Origin of the sequence: Cognaticolwellia aestuarii (assembly GCF_002000025.1) — a bacterium.
GTDB classification, from domain to species: domain Bacteria; phylum Pseudomonadota; class Gammaproteobacteria; order Enterobacterales; family Alteromonadaceae; genus Cognaticolwellia; species Cognaticolwellia aestuarii.
In genome coordinates, this window is the sequence record NZ_MUZV01000004.1 from 321,424 (window position 1) to 338,233 (window position 16,810).

General features: G+C 38.5%; 11 protein-coding genes and 1 tRNA gene. 8 read left to right on the plus strand and 4 right to left on the minus strand.

Translation table 11 applies throughout. From position 1 onward, the window contains the following. Window positions 1-302: 302 nt before the first annotated feature. The 4 genes from rpsU (at window position 303) to rpoD (ending at window position 4,904) form a co-directional block, all read left to right on the plus strand. On the plus strand, window positions 303-518 hold the full coding sequence (gene rpsU / locus B0169_RS08410; RefSeq protein WP_011045067.1) for a 30S ribosomal protein S21: 216 nt from the start codon (window positions 303-305) through the stop codon (window positions 516-518). A gap of 54 nt (window positions 519-572) precedes the next feature. Beyond that, window positions 573-1,019, plus strand: a complete 447-nt coding sequence (locus tag B0169_RS08415) for a GatB/YqeY domain-containing protein (protein WP_077285508.1) — start codon at window positions 573-575, stop codon at window positions 1,017-1,019. Window positions 1,020-1,170: 151 nt separating this feature from the next. Then, window positions 1,171-2,928 carry a DNA primase gene (gene dnaG / locus B0169_RS08420; RefSeq protein ID WP_077285509.1) on the plus strand — a complete coding sequence of 586 codons (1,758 nt, stop codon included), beginning with the start codon at window positions 1,171-1,173 and terminating at the stop codon, window positions 2,926-2,928. Window positions 2,929-3,062: 134 nt separating this feature from the next. Further along, on the plus strand, window positions 3,063-4,904 hold the full coding sequence (rpoD, locus tag B0169_RS08425) for an RNA polymerase sigma factor RpoD (RefSeq protein WP_077285510.1): 1,842 nt from the start codon (window positions 3,063-3,065) through the stop codon (window positions 4,902-4,904). A 111-nt stretch (window positions 4,905-5,015) separates the two neighbouring features. Here the strand turns inward: rpoD and B0169_RS08430 are convergent, their stop codons facing one another. After that, window positions 5,016-6,158 carry a methanobactin export MATE transporter MbnM gene (locus B0169_RS08430; protein WP_077285511.1) on the minus strand — a complete coding sequence of 381 codons (1,143 nt, stop codon included), beginning with the start codon at window positions 6,156-6,158 and terminating at the stop codon, window positions 5,016-5,018. Continuing rightward, window positions 6,148-7,020 carry an MbnP family copper-binding protein gene (locus B0169_RS08435; RefSeq protein WP_077285512.1) on the minus strand — a complete coding sequence of 291 codons (873 nt, stop codon included), beginning with the start codon at window positions 7,018-7,020 and terminating at the stop codon, window positions 6,148-6,150. The genes B0169_RS08430 and B0169_RS08435 overlap by 11 nt, the downstream gene beginning before the upstream one ends. A gap of 143 nt (window positions 7,021-7,163) precedes the next feature. Between B0169_RS08435 and B0169_RS08440 the strand changes: the two genes are divergently transcribed. The 4 genes from B0169_RS08440 (at window position 7,164) to B0169_RS08455 (ending at window position 14,315) form a co-directional block, all read left to right on the plus strand. Next, window positions 7,164-9,923, plus strand: a complete 2,760-nt coding sequence (locus B0169_RS08440; protein ID WP_077285513.1) for a choice-of-anchor B family protein — start codon at window positions 7,164-7,166, stop codon at window positions 9,921-9,923. A 171-nt stretch (window positions 9,924-10,094) separates the two neighbouring features. Continuing rightward, a tRNA-Ile gene (locus B0169_RS08445) sits at window positions 10,095-10,171 on the plus strand. 617 nt (window positions 10,172-10,788) lie between these two features. After that, entirely contained in the window at window positions 10,789-11,823 is a 1,035-nt protein-coding gene (locus B0169_RS08450) for a DUF4238 domain-containing protein (protein WP_202971814.1), read from the plus strand. A gap of 575 nt (window positions 11,824-12,398) precedes the next feature. Further along, window positions 12,399-14,315, plus strand: coding sequence for a hypothetical protein (locus B0169_RS08455; protein WP_077285514.1), 1,917 nt, complete (start codon window positions 12,399-12,401; stop codon window positions 14,313-14,315). A gap of 507 nt (window positions 14,316-14,822) precedes the next feature. On the opposite strand, the gene B0169_RS08460 is transcribed toward B0169_RS08455, so the two are convergent. Both B0169_RS08460 and B0169_RS08465 read right to left on the minus strand, forming a co-directional pair. Next, the gene (locus tag B0169_RS08460) at window positions 14,823-15,239 is read right to left on the minus strand and encodes a hypothetical protein (protein WP_085328665.1); all 417 of its coding nucleotides are present in this window, start codon (window positions 15,237-15,239) and stop codon (window positions 14,823-14,825) included. 255 nt (window positions 15,240-15,494) lie between these two features. Next, complete coding sequence (locus B0169_RS08465; RefSeq protein ID WP_077285516.1) at window positions 15,495-16,601, minus strand: hypothetical protein; 1,107 nt, start codon at window positions 16,599-16,601, stop codon at window positions 15,495-15,497. Window positions 16,602-16,810 lie beyond the last annotated feature (209 nt).

The following is a 16,810-nucleotide window of genomic DNA, read 5'->3' on the forward strand; positions in this document are numbered from 1 at the left end:
AAGTTTAAAACCGCAGCACTAAGCTAGCAGCTTTCGTTGGCCGATGATTTTACCTATCGAGTCCCCAACTTTCAATTTATAGTGCATGTAAAGGCAACTAAAATATTCATTTTGTCATTTAAATAGCCCAATTTAGACGCAATTACGCTGAAACTGAGCGAAATAATGATTACTCCTTTACATTACTATAGTGTTCGCTTTAGAATACGGCACCAATTTTTAATAGAGTGGGTGAAGATGAGGCTATTTAGCTGAAATCAGACACCGATTTATATAGATATCTAACTAAGGTAAAACAGTACATGCCAGTAATTAAAGTAAGAGAAAACGAACCATTTGACGTTGCATTACGTCGTTTTAAACGTTCATGTGAAAAAGCAGGTATCCTTTCAGAAGTTCGCCGTCGCGAATCTTACGAAAAGCCAACTTGGGAACGTAAGCGTAAAAAAGCAGCAGCAGTAAAACGCGCAGCTAAAAAAGTTTCTCGTGAGAACGCTCGTCGCGTTCGCATGTACTAAGAATACCTTAGTAAGATCTAAGTCAACTGAGTTAACTTAAGAGTAAATGTAATTATGAGTCTACTTAGTCAACTTAATGATGAAATGAAAAATGCCATGCGTGCCAAAGACAAACTTCGTCTTGGTGTAATTCGTATGGCACTTTCTGCGATAAAGCAGGCAGAAATTGATCACAATACAGCAGCAACCGATGATAATATCATTGCCTTGTTAACCAAAATGGTTAAACAACGTAAAGAATCTATCAAAATGTTTACTGAAGGTGGTCGCGATGAATTAGCAGCGAAAGAAGCTGCAGAAGTCAGCGCTATTGAAGATTTTCTCCCGCAGCCATTATCAGCAGACGAAATTAATCAACTGATTGCAGATACGATTACTAACACCGGTGCCAGCTCAATGGCTGATATGGGTAAAGTAATGGCGGTATTAAAACCGTTAATGCAAGGTAAAGCTGACATGGGCGCTGTAAGCGGTCAAGTTAGAGCTACTTTAAACAGTTAATTAATCTTCCATTTGAACTTCAATGTTCACTCAAAATAAAAACCGCGATAGCCTTGGCCTCGCGGTTTTATTTTTATTAGAATGCAATAACTTTCTATTCCGCTAATTTTATTAGTGTAGAATAATATTTTCTCTGGATGTAATGACATTTATGGCTGGTATGATCCCCCGACAATTTATTGATGATTTATTGGCTAGAGCCGATATTGTTGAATTAATAGATTCTCGCGTACCATTAAAAAAAGCCGGTAAAAATTACCAAGCTTGTTGCCCTTTTCATACTGAAAAATCTCCTTCGTTTAGCGTCAGCCAAGACAAACAATTTTATCACTGCTTTGGTTGTGGTGAGCACGGTAATGCTATTTCATTTTTAATGGAGTTTGATCGTTTAGAGTTTCCCGATGCAGTAGAAGAACTGGCCTCTCATTACAATATGACCGTGCCTCGAGAACAAATAAATAGAACACCGGCCCAACAAAAGCAAGATCAAAAAGCTTATATTCAAAAGCAAGACGACTATGAGTTGATGGCACAAATTAGTCGTTTTTATCAACAACAATTAAAAGTTGCTTCAGATAAAGACATTGCCATTGATTATTTGAAAGGTCGTGGCTTAAGTGGTGAAATTGTTAAACGCTTTGGCATAGGTTATATCAGTGATGCTTGGGATGGCATGATGAAGGTGTTTGGCCGCAGTAATCAAATAAATCAACAGCTTGTTGATCTAGGTATGGCTATTCAAAGTGATAAGAATAGGCCTTACGACAGATTTAGAGGTCGGATTCAATTCCCTATTCGTGATAAACGTGGTCGAGTCATAGGTTTTGGTGGTCGCGTACTCGGTGATGGCACACCAAAATATCTTAACTCGCCGGAAACACGTATTTATCATAAAGGCCAAGAGCTTTATGGACTGTTCGAAGCGAAGCAAGCGAATAAACAATTAACCCGTTTAGTGGTGGTTGAAGGTTATATGGATGTTGTCGCACTAGCCCAAAACGGTGTTGATTACGCGGTTGCATCACTTGGAACCGCAACAACATCTGAGCAACTGCAAACCTTATTCAGAACAGTAAAAGAAGTTATTTGTTGCTATGACGGTGACCGAGCAGGTCGAGATGCTGCATGGCGTGCAATGGATAATGCGCTACCAATGATTCAAGACGGTTATAGCCTTAAGTTTGTTTTCTTGCCTGATGGCCAAGACCCTGACTCGATGATCAGAGAGCAAGGCCAAGCCGCTTTCGAAAAAATCTTAGATAACGCCACCCCACTTTCAACATTTTTATTTGAACACTTACTTGCGCAAATAGATATGACATCACCAGAAGGTAAAGGTGCAGCCATTGGCGCATTCAAACCTTATTTGGCTAAACTGCCGGAAAGTAATCTTAAAGATGCCATTGTAACTAAACTTGCCAATCAATTCGGTGCGAATAACGAAATGCAATTGAAAAAATTGCATAAAAACTTTGCCAACGCCGAACAAAATAAAGCAAAAGCAGTACGACCTAAAATTACCCCAGTTAGACTCGCTATTGCATTATTACTTGAGCATCCCCATATAGTAGAAACATTACCTGATGCTAATATTTTAGCCGATTTAAATATGCCGGGCATTCCGCTGTTAAATCAACTGTTAGCCTTATGTAAGCAAAACCCTAAAGTGAATAGCGCACAACTACTTGAGCACTTTAGAGGGCAGGAAGCAGAGAAACAATTAACAAAATTAATGTGTATGGAACACCATGTAGAACCTGAAAATGCTGAAGGTACGTTTCTAGACACCATTGAAAAGTTTTTAAATGTTTTTATTGAACAACGCACGGAGCTACTTCTTGAGCAATCGCGCAGTAGCAAATTAAGCGATGATGAAAAGCTCGAGCTGCATGAATTGCTTAGCTTATAAGTTTAGAGCAAATTAATGTAAAAGAACGTACAAATAGAAGCACAGTTTATGTCTGGTAATTAGCCAATTATTTCGCTATAATTTCCGGCTTACTGTTGTAATTTTGATAGCCATAAATAGGTGGACACTCGTCAATGGATCAAGCCCCACAATCTAGACTTAAAGAGTTAATAACCAAAGGTAAAGAGCAAGGTTATTTAACTTTTGCAGAAGTTAACGATCATCTCCCTCAGGATATTATCGATTCCGATCAAGTTGAAGACATCATTCGAATGATTAACGACATGGGTATTCAGGTGTTTGAAAACGCACCGGATAACGACACGTTAATGATGAGTGAAGCTAATACTGATGAAGATGCTGCTGAAGCTGCAGCGCAAGCCCTTGCTACCGTTGAAAGTGAAATCGGTCGTACTACTGACCCTGTGCGTATGTATATGCGTGAAATGGGTACGGTAGAGCTACTGACTCGTAAAGGCGAAATTGTCATCGCCAAGCGCATCGAAGAAGGTATCAAAGAAGTACAACGCAGTGTTTCTGAATACCCGCCAGCAATTAACTACTTGCTTGAGCAATGGGATAATTTTGAAGCTGAAGAAGTACGCCTTAGCGATATTATCGTTGGCTTCTTAGACCCTGATGCTGAAGATGAAGAAATTCCTGCGGCCGCAACCCATATCGGCTCTGAATTGTCGAAAGAAGACTTAGAAGATGAAGATAAGTCTGACGAAGATGATGAAGACGAGGAAGAAGAGGATACTGGCCCTTGTCCTGAAGAAGCACGTGAAAAGTTTAATGCTTTACGCGCAGCCTACGAAAACGCCAATAGCGTAATTAAAGCGAAAGGCCGCGGTCATGCTAGCGCACAAGCAGCAATCGATGACTTAGCTGAAGTTTTCAAAGAGTTCAGAATCGTACCAAAAGTATTTGATCGCCTAGTGAAAAACATGCGTAGTGTCATGGACCGTTTACGTGTTCAAGAACGCTTGATCATGAAACACTGTGTGGTTGGTGCTGGCATGCCAAAAACTACCTTCATTAAAATCTTCCCAGGTAATGAAACCTCAAAAGATTGGTTTGAAGAGCAAAAAGCTGCAGGTTTACCTCATTCAAAAAGAATGGCTGACATTGAATTAGATGTTGAGCGCTGCATATACAAATTGAACATGTTAGAAGAAGAAACTTATCTTAACGTGCATGGCATAAAAGACATTAACCGTCGTATGTCAATCGGTGAAGCGAAAGCTCGTCGTGCGAAAAAAGAAATGGTCGAAGCTAACTTACGTCTAGTTATTTCAATTGCTAAAAAATACACCAACCGTGGTTTACAATTTTTGGATTTAATTCAAGAAGGTAACATTGGTTTGATGAAGGCCGTTGATAAGTTTGAATATCGTCGTGGTTATAAGTTCTCAACTTATGCAACATGGTGGATCCGTCAAGCAATTACTCGTTCAATTGCTGACCAAGCACGTACTATCCGTATTCCAGTACATATGATTGAAACGATTAACAAACTTAATCGTATATCACGTCAAATGTTACAAGAAATGGGTCGCGAACCAACACCTGAAGAATTAGCTGAACGCATGATCATGCCGGAAGATAAAATTCGCAAAGTGTTGAAAATCGCTAAAGAGCCAATTTCAATGGAAACGCCAATTGGTGATGATGAAGATTCTCACTTAGGTGATTTTATTGAAGATGGTAGCGGCGAGTTACCTGTTGACTCCGCAACTTCTGAAAACTTAAAAGACGCAACACATGAAGTGCTAGCTGGTTTAACCGCTCGTGAAGCTAAAGTGTTAAGAATGCGTTTTGGTATCGATATGAACACCGATCATACCCTTGAAGAAGTTGGTAAGCAGTTTGACGTTACACGTGAACGTATTCGTCAAATTGAAGCGAAAGCATTACGTAAATTACGTCACCCTTCACGCTCTGAGCAACTTAAGAGTTTCTTAGACGGCGAATAAATATCAATAACAATATATTGTTATTACAAGAGTCCAGCTACTAGCTGGACTTTTTTTTACCTGAAATTTATTGTCGTCATAAGCAAAGTCGAACCTGTTACAGTTAACCGGCTACTTTTCAGCTAATTGGTGTTCAGATGAGGTTAAAAACGCTTGATCTGTTAAGGTATCTAAAAAGGCCAGTAAGTCTTGCTTTTCTTCAACGCTTAACTCAAAGCCTTTAATAAATGGGCTTTTAAGTTGGTTAGCTCGGCCATCTCCTTGATACTTTCCATCAATAATATTACGCCCGCCAGCCGCATAAATATCAATAACGTCAGATAAAGTCGCCACACTGCCATCGTGCATATAAGGAGCTGACTGGTTTATATTTCGAAGCGTTGGCGCTCTAAAGCGACCATTATCTTTCGCTAATGTAGATATTTCACCAAGCCCTATATCATCTGCGGGATAACCTGAAGCTCCCCGCGTTTGGCCAACATTATACAAGCCGGTATTATGAAACGGTCGGCGATCAAGTAATTGCTGTTCATGTCCAGTAGACTGAGTAAAGTTAAACCCCCCATGACAATGATGGCACTCTAAACGCTCAGAAAAAAACAAATCCATACCACGAATAGCAGACGCCGAGATAGCATCATCATCACCTAAATAAGCATAGCGATCGAAAGGTGAATTTAAAGAAATAAGGCTGCGCACATAACTGGCCAATGCTTTTACGATCAGCTCAAAACTGAGTGGTTCGTCACCAAATGCCTGTGTAAACAATGCTTGGTAGGCCTCGGTATCAAATCGAGCCAGTACTTTTGCTTCATGGCCCGTGATGCCAAGCTCAATTGGCGACTCACTAAACATAGGTATTAATATTTGTCGCTCAAGAGTAGTAATACCATCATGTGCCCAGGTCAGGGTTTTATTGTAAGCGATATTAACTAGCGCAGGTGCATTTCGTCTATGTGCTTCACCGGTAGAGCCTTGTGAAACAGTGCGATTTTCGGCAAATGCAAATGCTTGGAAATGACAAGATTCACATGACTGCTGCTGATTAGCTGATAAGTTTTTGTCAAAAAATAGCTTTTTCCCAAGTAATACCTTTGCATCACTCATAGGATTATCTTTAGGTACTTGAGGTTTTGGAAAGCCTTCGATAATAGGCCACTGATAACTCGTTTGGGAATTATTTGCCGTATCACAACTTAACAGCAATGCACCTAGTACGCCCAATATGGCGATAAGCACTAATTTATTCAACATTAACTCCTCTGTCAAAATGCTTAGTATTAACGGCGTTAAATACCCCTACCGCTTCAGTTGCACTGTTAGTTTTTGATAAATTGCGAAATAATTGCTGACAGCTTTCATTATCCCTTGCTGATTGGCAACTCGATGACGAGTTTAACGTTACTTTATCAAGTAGTTCAGCCAAGTTCAGATTCAGGACGTATTGTTTGCCATTATTTTTAACCGCAGGTACTTCAAAATGAAACAGATTTGGGTTTCGACAGCGCTCATTAGGCGCTCGCATAACACTCGCTGATTGGCAACCTGTTGAGCCTAAATGAAACAACCATTGCTCATTACTGCTAGCGAGCTCAAGGCGCATAAACTTGTGCCCTGTTTGCCAAACCCAGAACATTGAAGGTAAATTCAGTGGACTTTTTTGGCTAATAGGGTTTAAGTGATTACTTTCAAAAGGCAGCCCTAAAGTAAATTTCATACGGCTATTAGCTGTTATATTGGCATCAGAATAGAACTCAACTTGCCAATTCCCAGTACTATCTACGCTATCATCTAGCTGAGTTTGTTGGCAATTCTTACCGAGTAAAACGCTATCACCGGTTTGATAAAAGTTATCAACTAAATTAACCTTTTCCCACCCAGTTTCATTTGAACCAAATTGAATATCATGAATAAAAAACTGTAGTTGCTCAACAAACCAAGTCTTGTTGTCTTCGCCAGCCATAAAGGTACTTTGGCAATCTAACACGTCATTTTGCCATAGTAATTGTATTTTAATCTGCTGCTTGCTCACTGGCGCTAAACTAAATAGGTAGCTTAACGCACTAACTAACATGATAAAGATTGCTATATATAAGTACTGCTTGTTACGTAACATAGGTCTCGCTTAATTACTCTTAAGCCAAAAGTTAAAAAAATTTTATCAAAGATAAAGTCACAACTAAAAAGCAAAGATATAAAAAGCTATTTAAATGCGCTAAAGTGATATGTATAACATTTTATTAACATAAGGACTATCTGATGTTACGGTTAACATGGATAATTTTTGTTTTATCGACAATATTAAGCAGTTCGTCACTGTTTGCCCACTCTGAGCACGATAAGGCTCGCTTTGTTGCAGAAACGGGTAAAGATACAGGCAAATGCGATCAAGTACTAAGGCCTTGCCAAACGATCGCTTACGCGGTTCAACAAGCAAATAAAGGCGACAAAATACTGGTATCTGCTGGCGAGTATAGCGTTAACTCAAGCGAAGAATTATTTTACTTAAAAAGTGCATTAGTGCCTATTTTGGGTGGCTATAACCGCTTTGACCATTTTCAGAGCCAAAGTCCAAATAGCAATCCTACAACATTAAACAATATTCCTGCCGACATGGCTGAGCCTTTACGCCAACAAGGCTTTATTATAATGGCCGATGGCAAGTCGCTGTTTGCAGATAATAGCCTTGAAAGTAAAGCACTAAAGAGCAAGTTAGACAGCTACTATACCTTAAGCGAGGCACAAAACAGTGTCGAGTGTGTTGATGGAGCTGCAGGTAACTTTGCTTGTAACAATATAGATTTACTTGCCCATATGCCATTGAAAGATTTCTCCAGTCGTCCAAGTGCAGCAAACGATATATGGGGACATGTAGACTTAAATACCGGTGATGAATATGCACTCATCGGTTTGCGTAACGGTATCGCCGTAGTCAATGTTACCACTCCTGAGGCTCCTAAAGAAGTTGGCACTATTTCTGGCCTTAGCTCTAGCTGGCGCGATATTAAGGTGTATCAATATTTTGATAGCAGCATCAATGCTTGGCAAGCTTATGCTTATGCCACAGTTGACGGTACCAATGATTACGTAACCATCATTAATTTAAACCAACTACCTAATTCAGTTAGCTTAGTTGAAAAAAACCGCGTGGTGACTAAAGCGCATAACGTCTACATCACCAATGTTGATCATACACTTAACATTGCCTTACCGGGTTTAACACCAAGTTTACAGTTAATAGGTAGTAATAAATTTGGTGGCGCATTTCATAGTTATTCATTAAAAACACCGGCAACACTGACAACATTAACCAATGATTATTTTGGCTCTGGCTACACTCATGATGGCGCATCACTGAATATTACGGATAGCCGAAAAGACAGCCAATGTAATACCCGAAGCGATAATTGTACCGTTTTCATTGATTTTAATGAGAAGGAAATGAAGCTATGGAACATAACAGATACATCAGCAACAACGCTTTTAGGCACAGGTGAATACAATGACGTAGCTAAAAGTAACCAATACGTTCACTCTGGTTGGGCTACTGAGGATAAAAAATACATCTTATTGCATGACGAGTTTGATGAAAAAGACGGCGGTTTAAACTCTACCGTACGTATCTTTTCAATTGCGGATCTCAATAATCCAACACAAGTTGGTCAATGGACAGGCCCAACACGCGCTATAGATCATAATGGCTTTGTGCGTGGTAATCGATATTACATGTCAAACTATGAGCGTGGGCTTACCGTATTAGATATTACCGACCCTGCCAACCCTGTCGATATTGGGTTCTTCGATACTTATACACCTTCAAATAACGCAGGTTTTAATGGCGCTTGGGGTGCATATCCTTACTTACCATCTGGTAATATTCTCGTTAGTGATATCGGCAGTGGCTTGTATATATTAAAAGACCGTACGCTTGAGTCTAGCCAAGGTGAAATAGCTTTTGAACATAGCAGCGTCAATACCAACCAAGGTGAAACCCTCACCATTAACGTACAGCGTAATAATGCAAGTAATCCAAACCAAGCCACCAGTGTTCACTATCAATTGTTACCCGGTAGCGCCAAAGAGAATAGTGACTATACTCCAACCTCAGGTACCTTAAGCTGGGCAGCAAATGACACAGCCGATAAAACAATTAATATAGATATTGCCAGCGATACAAGCGGTGTAGAGTTTAAGGAGAAGTTTTTTGTCCGCTTAATTCAACCCAATAATAGTGCAACATTAGGCCGTAATAATTATTTAACCATCAACATTGATGGCCGTACTGATACCGGCTCATTAGGTTTCACATCAACAGCAACAACCGTCGCAGAAAACCAAGGAACTCTTGATATAGCACTTGCACGACAAGGTAGTTCAAATGGTGCGGTTTCTGTTTCATATTTGTTAAACGCAGACACTGCAACGATTGGCGAAGATGTTGAATCAGCCTCAGGCACCGTAAATTGGGCTGATGGAGACTCTGCTGAAAAGAGTATTCGTGTGAACATCATAGATGATACTCAAGATGAAACAAATGAAAGTTTTACTATTAGCTTATCATCCGTTGCCGATAGCAACTTAGGTGCTATTACCCAATATACCGTCACAATTTCTGATGACGACAGCAACTCTGCACCAGTGATCACATTACCTGAGAATAGAGAAGTAAACAGCGGAGCAACGGTGAGCGTAACAGCAACGGTAACAGACAACGAAAACGATCCTATGACCTACGTTTGGCAACAAACATCTGGTACTAGCATCACATTAACCAACGCCGATAGCTTAACCACCACTTTCGTCGCCCCCGCGAGTGCTGATAATATCACACTATCTTTCACAGCAACTGATTCAAAAGGCTTATCAACAAGTGAGAATATCACACTGGCAGTAATTGCCACGCAAACCACAACACCACCTGCTGTTACACCTGAAAAAAGTAATTCATCAGGAGGCGGTTCATTTGGATATTTAGTTATTTTCTTAATAGCTGCATTCATTAGAAAAAATTTGAAATAAAGAATTTTTCAAGCTGAGCGGCTAAGTTCACAGCTTAATCGCTCAACTAATGAACTATCAAACACTTTTATCTGACTTTTTAACGTTATAGTGGTGACAACAAAATAAAAAATGCTTATACTTCTCGCCGCTTTGATAGACCGCTCGTGTTTATTGAAACGAACTAAAGATGGCCCCTTAGCTCAGTTGGTTAGAGCATCCGACTCATAATCGGCAGGTCCCCTGTTCAAGTCAGGGAGGGGCCACCATTTTTAAAGACTTCTCTAGTAATAACCTACTAACACATACTCGCTTGTGCTACCTCTGTGCTACTAAATACCAAAATTGATATTTCTGGGTTATTACATAAGTAATTTATGCGATAAAGAACGGTTTTTCTACGTTTGACTTTTAATTGCCAAGTGCATGATTTTAAGCCACAGCCAAACGAACTGTTTCATGTTCATTAATCCCACAAATCAGATCTGATATTGACGAAAGTTAATCTTAGTGAATGGCCTGCTAGCCACCATTGCCGTCATTCACACCTGAAATATTAACGATCACTTTGTGCGCTAAGCGGAATAAAACCAATCAAAATATCAAACGTCAATTTTCTACTCACATAGCGGAAATAATTTATTTGTTCTATCTCACTATGGGGCACAATGTTCTAGGAAATCATCTTACACTTTATGAAAGCTAAAAATTAAAGACCTTCCCCCACTTTCTTTTTATAATTAGTGCCCAACTATTGGTGGGCACTGCATAATTGTATATCTTGTGACTGTAATCTACAAAACACCAAGACATTTCGGTAAGTACAACAGAGCTAACATCATGATAGAGTTGGTATGATCACTCAATGCAGGGGATCGGAGAGCATATGGTCGAAATCAACAAGAAAAGCTTAGAAGCAAAGAAAAATCATCATCATGTTTGGGCTAGTTATATGAGGCGGTGGGCACCCGACAACAAGAACGTTTTCTACACAACCAAAAAGAACAACAACATTATTCGAAATGACAGCGTTAAAAGCATTGCTGTTGAGCGTGATTTTTATCGAGTTCAGCCACTTACACCTGACCATGTGGAAGTTATAAAAGGATGGTCATCTAAAAGCCCAGAAGACCTACATGAATTGCATATGTCTTATCTAAATGATTATATGAAAATGCAATATATGGAATCCATATATAAGCAGAGTGGCATTAAAAACGAAGAAGCAGATAAAATGTTTGAAGCTTGGAAGTGCAACGGTATTGAAAATTATCACACGGCTCATGAAGATGAGGTGAAATATGTGTTAAAAGCACTGGCAAATCGCGATTTATCTGTTCTTGATAACGACCAAAATATGATTTATTTCATGCAGTTCTTCGGTCACCAGATTGCTAGAACCAAGAACTTTAAAGATTCGATAGGTGCTGGACTTGGTAAATCTAGACCTAGCTTAGATAAAGCCACGGAAGAACAAGTAAACCATATAATGAAGCTGACTCAAGAGTCTTGGTGGTTCATTGGATATATGTTTGGAATGAGTATGGGGCGATCACTGTACTTAAATAGAAAAGACGATGTTCATTGCTTGCTTATCAATGATACAGATACACCGTTTATTACCTCTGACCAGCCGATTGTAAATATTCATCAAGTATTAACTGACGAGATTAAAGCACCAGAAGACCATGAGTGCGATTTCTACTACCCAATATCACCAAACGTGGCTTATATGATTAACAAATCGAATCGTTTTCCACGCGGTAGAGTTCAAGTATCGGTTGATGACGTAGAAGAAATGAACATCAAGCTGGCTAAAAAAGCCAATTTTCATATTATTGGTGACAGTAAAGAATCACTTAATCCATATAAGAAATATGTAAAAACCAACCTCAATGCTATTAAAGACCTTGTGGAGTAAATTTGTACATTTTTCATATATGGTGTAACAGGGGCAGTTCTTTAATTTTGAAATAAAATCTCCAATTTGCGGTTTCTAAGTCGCAATGGGAGCGAAAGCGCCACAGAAAGATTACCTATTATGTCAGCTGTCCCTGAAGTTAGCTGACATAAAAACAGAGTTGATTACTTTAATAATTAGGTCGGCTTTGTGGCATTACTTAGCGTTAATATATGAAATACCAACGGCAGCAATGAGCTTAAAGCAGACCTTAGCAGCAGCGACTTTGATACTTCAGCTAAGCGCACATTGCTGACGAACGTATCAAATTTTCTACACAGATAATGACGATTAAGAAGTTTTTAAAGGACCCCCATACTAAACTGTAATTTTATTAATATTTTCAGATTCAAATTAGATGACCACCCTTTTCAAAACTATTCCTATCAAGATTTGGTCACCACTTAATAGTACTCCAAACGGCATAGCTAAATTATTAATTAAACAACCATCAAAATTGATATTTATTTTTTTCAAACTACACTAATTGAACAAAAATAAAACAATGCATTAACAAATCGAAAGGACTCACGATAATGAAGATGTCTTTAAGTGCACCTTACCTACTCGCTTTTTGTCTTTTTTTAAATGCCTGTTCAAATATTAGCGAAGGTGAAGTCGATTACACACGCACTGTTGATAATGCGGTAATTCCTTCACAAACTTGTTCTTCAGACGATTATGCAAGCTCTCTCAAAACACAGGCAGGTGTTGAACGTAAATGTTACGAAACATTATATAGGAAGTACCAAGATACGCCTGCAATTAAAGAAGGCAGTACAATTTCGGTTCACATGATGCAGGGATACGTTTTGGGTTCGCATGAATGGAGAACCCCATACGAGTTCTTTTCAGGCAATAGCGCCAATGCAGAAGTCGTAGTAATTGCCAGTGTTTGCGAACAAGGAATAGCCGGTTGCGGCTTAGCATTTGGTCCATCTTCAGATAAAGTTGGCAGAGTTGTTTACTTTTCTGATGGTGTTAAAGCAAAGCAATATCTTAATTTTAGCTATCTCCCTGTTTATGGGCCCATTGAATATAAAGGTGGACCATTAGTGGTTAAATTATCCATTCTTGAGTTAGACGATATGTCAGATAAACAGGTTGGCCTTTTAAAATCTTTAGCTGAACAAGGCAAAAAAGCTTATCCGCCAGCAAGCACAGCTTTAACCCTATTAGATACATTAGGAGCTAGTTTACTACAAGGAAGTGGTGATGATGTAAACTTTCGGTATGTCATGACCTTAGTTCCGGGAACTGGCAATAAAGGCTATAGTCACCCAACCTTAAGTGCTGGCAACTATGCACTTCTCAAAAAAGACACGATTAAAGGTCCGCAAGAGCAAGAAATATGGAAGCACTTAAAGTTTGATCACGTTTCTGGCCGTTTGGTAAAAAAGTGCGGTCCTGATGATGAAAAGAATGGCACATATAACGCACCTGACCCTGATGACGAAACTAAAGGTAAAAAATTAGATTATACCTATTGCACGGCTACCACTGGTTCGGGATATGGGTACAAAGATTTTAGAGAGCGCACCTATCTAACATTTCAAATTCAAACAGGCTTTGCCGAAAGAACACTAGATCAGCCTCAAACATTACAAGCACTCATTAATGATATTAATGCGCAAAAAGATATTGATGCACAATTTGTTATCGACGCCACCGATAACTTGGAGGGCTATTTATCTCGTACAACAATAGAAAATAAGCTCAAACGCCCGCTTGCTGCGATAAAGTCAAGTGCTGCTGCAGGATTAAAATATGAGCTTGATACGGTGTTGTTAGAAGCAAATAAATTCGCGCAAAAATATACCAAAACAATTAATGACAGAAATACCAATTGCCCAGGAAATAACTGCGACGATGAATTAACTGAAGATGAAATATGGTCTATTACGCAAGATGCCAGACAAATAGCGCTTGAACTAACTCCTAAAGCCTCTATAGATAGTGCAGATAGTTTAAATTTACCGCCTCCAAGCACTTATTCGCCAGCGACAGAAGTAATAGTAAGAAAAAATATAGTTGCGCTATTTAAAGCCGCATACTTAGAAGACTACCAGAGCAATTTAAGTCAATATTATTGGGAAGTTAGAAATAGTATTTTACAAAGCCACAATCGTCTTATACTACTCAACAATCAAAGTAAGCCTATTGAAAAAGAACTAGCTAATTTGAGAAGGGTTACTAGGGAACTATTACTCAAATTAAAGAGCGACCTTGATTTATTTATTGATGTGAATTGTGAAAATGATCCTCAAAAAAATGCCTGTTATAGATTATTAAAAGAACCCGCCTTTAAAAGTATACTCGCCATGTCGCGCAGCATATTTGATAGCATAGGGAAGAAAAATGACGATGGAACAAAAATCTTAGTTGATGGGCTACTGCAAAATGGTTTAGATATGACCGCACTACAAACTTTGCTTGATGATGTAATAATTTAACACGGTGCTTATCTTTGCATTCCCCTTCTAGGCTTTTAATTAATTTTACTAAGTGCGAATACTATTTATATTAAAAATAATTTATGAAAATCCCACTTAGTAGGACCACAAGTAGTACAAAAGAAACACTCAGCAGCAACACAAAAATAAATACAAACCCAAACCAAGTCAGACAGAGCCACCATTTAAACGATTAAAGACGCCTTGTAGCGCCTTTTTTTGTGCCTAAAATTCAGTAAACAACCCATACCCTATGTATAAATAAGGCTAAAAGGCGATATGTAAAACTTTTGACCGGTGCTTGAGTAGTTGCTCAACCTGAAGCTCCTTCCTAGTTACCACCACACGCGACTAAAAGCAAAGAGAGTAGTACCATTATAGAGCTATCAAATCTTATCATGTTGTCTTCAATTCCTTGAATTTAAATATTAAAAAGTAGTAGGCGGGCATATTATTAAACGCAGTAACTTAACATAAGCTACGTAATAAAACTTATATACCGTAATATTATTTTCCTTGAGAAAACGTTAATGCTTTTTTTGCTAGATAGGCTTTCATTAAAATAATGTCATTATTAATCAATCTCTTATCACAGGGTATTAGCGTGTCACGTATAACTCCCTGATATTGTTCTTTGCCCACAACTAGCACTAATTCTTCTTGGCAGTAAAAATGACGTTTGCTAGCAATAACGACCTCATGAATATCTTGTTCAAAGTACGCTGTGTATTGTTCATAAGATAAAAAAGCCCCTCGCTTATAAGAAATTATTTTATGCATTATGGCGTTAAACATAATGGAAAAATAACCACGGTTTAATTGCTCATCAGGGGTTGATAGCCCAACAAAAGGCGCATCACCATTAAAGAGTATTCTTTTCGAGCGTGCTAATACCTCTTCTTCAAACTCAGTATAATCTGACAACTGCGACTCCTTTTTCATTAATTACGACAAGATTTTTGCTATTAACATTTATTCGCTGCTTGCTTTGGTTCAAAAGTAAATGCCAATAAGTCGAACATTAACTTACTCACTAAAACTCGCCTTCACCGCTAGACATCACACCCCGTAAGCATAAGCAGCAGTAATTAACAGTACATTAATGAGCAATTTAAAGCGTATTGACTACTTTTATTTTATATAGATACTTTTTTTATGTGGATACTTTGCACATCAATATTAATGCCCATACCAACCGCTTTCACCTTTAACGAATATATATTCAAGACTGAACGTTTCGCTTTTTTTAGCGTTGCCGCCAAGCACTGAGCGTAATGCTCCCAAATCCGCCGTGATAACACCTTCAACAGTACAAGTAAAAGTCGGCAACTCTCTGCCTGAAACTTCTTCACAGTCTTTAAGGTTAATTGCTGATAATTCGGTACTCAAAAAGCCACTTTCATCCTGCATTTCTGCAGCAATAATTTTTTCAACATCACGAGCAGAGGGCGCAGAGTTACCTGAGAAAAAAATGGCGACAACAAGAAAAATTATCACGGTACTAGTAACCATCAACGCTTTTTTCTTGTTGCTTAAGCTTCGTAAGTTGTCCAATTGCACTTTATTGCCATCAGTACTTATTTGCTCAATCGAGTTATTAGCTTTTTGTACAACTAATTGCACATTAGCATTAACTTTACCCGTGAAAGCTTTTACATCTAGGGTGTGAGTAGGCTTTGTGTTAACTATATCAACCAAAGCTGGCCATAATTTTTTGTTACTTTGATACATTGGCAATACTGACAGTAACACCAAACACATGAAACTACCCAACCAAAGATATAAGCCATAACGCATTGACTTAAAAGATATATTTATCGAATCATTAGTGAATTGAGAGTTATTACCTCCGAGAAAATTTGCCATCATTTCTCGCATTTCATTTAACTGATACAGCACGATTAAGATTAAAACTATTAAAGCAAGCTTACTCAATATTCGTTTAACACCGAGTGAATAAAGCGCTATCACCGTCAGCACCATCACCTGAAATAATGACACATCGAGCAATTGATAAAGTGTTTGTGAGTTACCCAATAGCTTGATGGCTGGTAAATAACCAGCAGCAAAAAAAACGCTTAAGACAAGCACCGTAAACTTATTACATAGTGTTAAAACAGATAGTATTTTGTACCAAGGCTTGCTAATAAAATTAACAATACCGGTCAAGGCATTATCAATCAGTGACTTAACATGCCCTGTAGTGTGAACTAGCGTTTCACTTTCGGTAACCGTTCCATTGCCTACATTGACTTCTTCATGTTTTATCTTTATTTGCTCTGTCATCGTAACTTCCTGCTATGAGTTATTGCAGTAACGTTACCTTGAACTTAAAGAATATATTAGCTACGCAGTCGCGATTAAAAACCGTAAGTATTTTCACAATAAATAATATATCTAGATAAGCCTTCAAGGTGTGTTTTAACGTTATTAAATGCCGACTCGTTTAAAGCGCATTTTTAATAAGGTTTATCGTCTCCAATAAAGACAGGAAT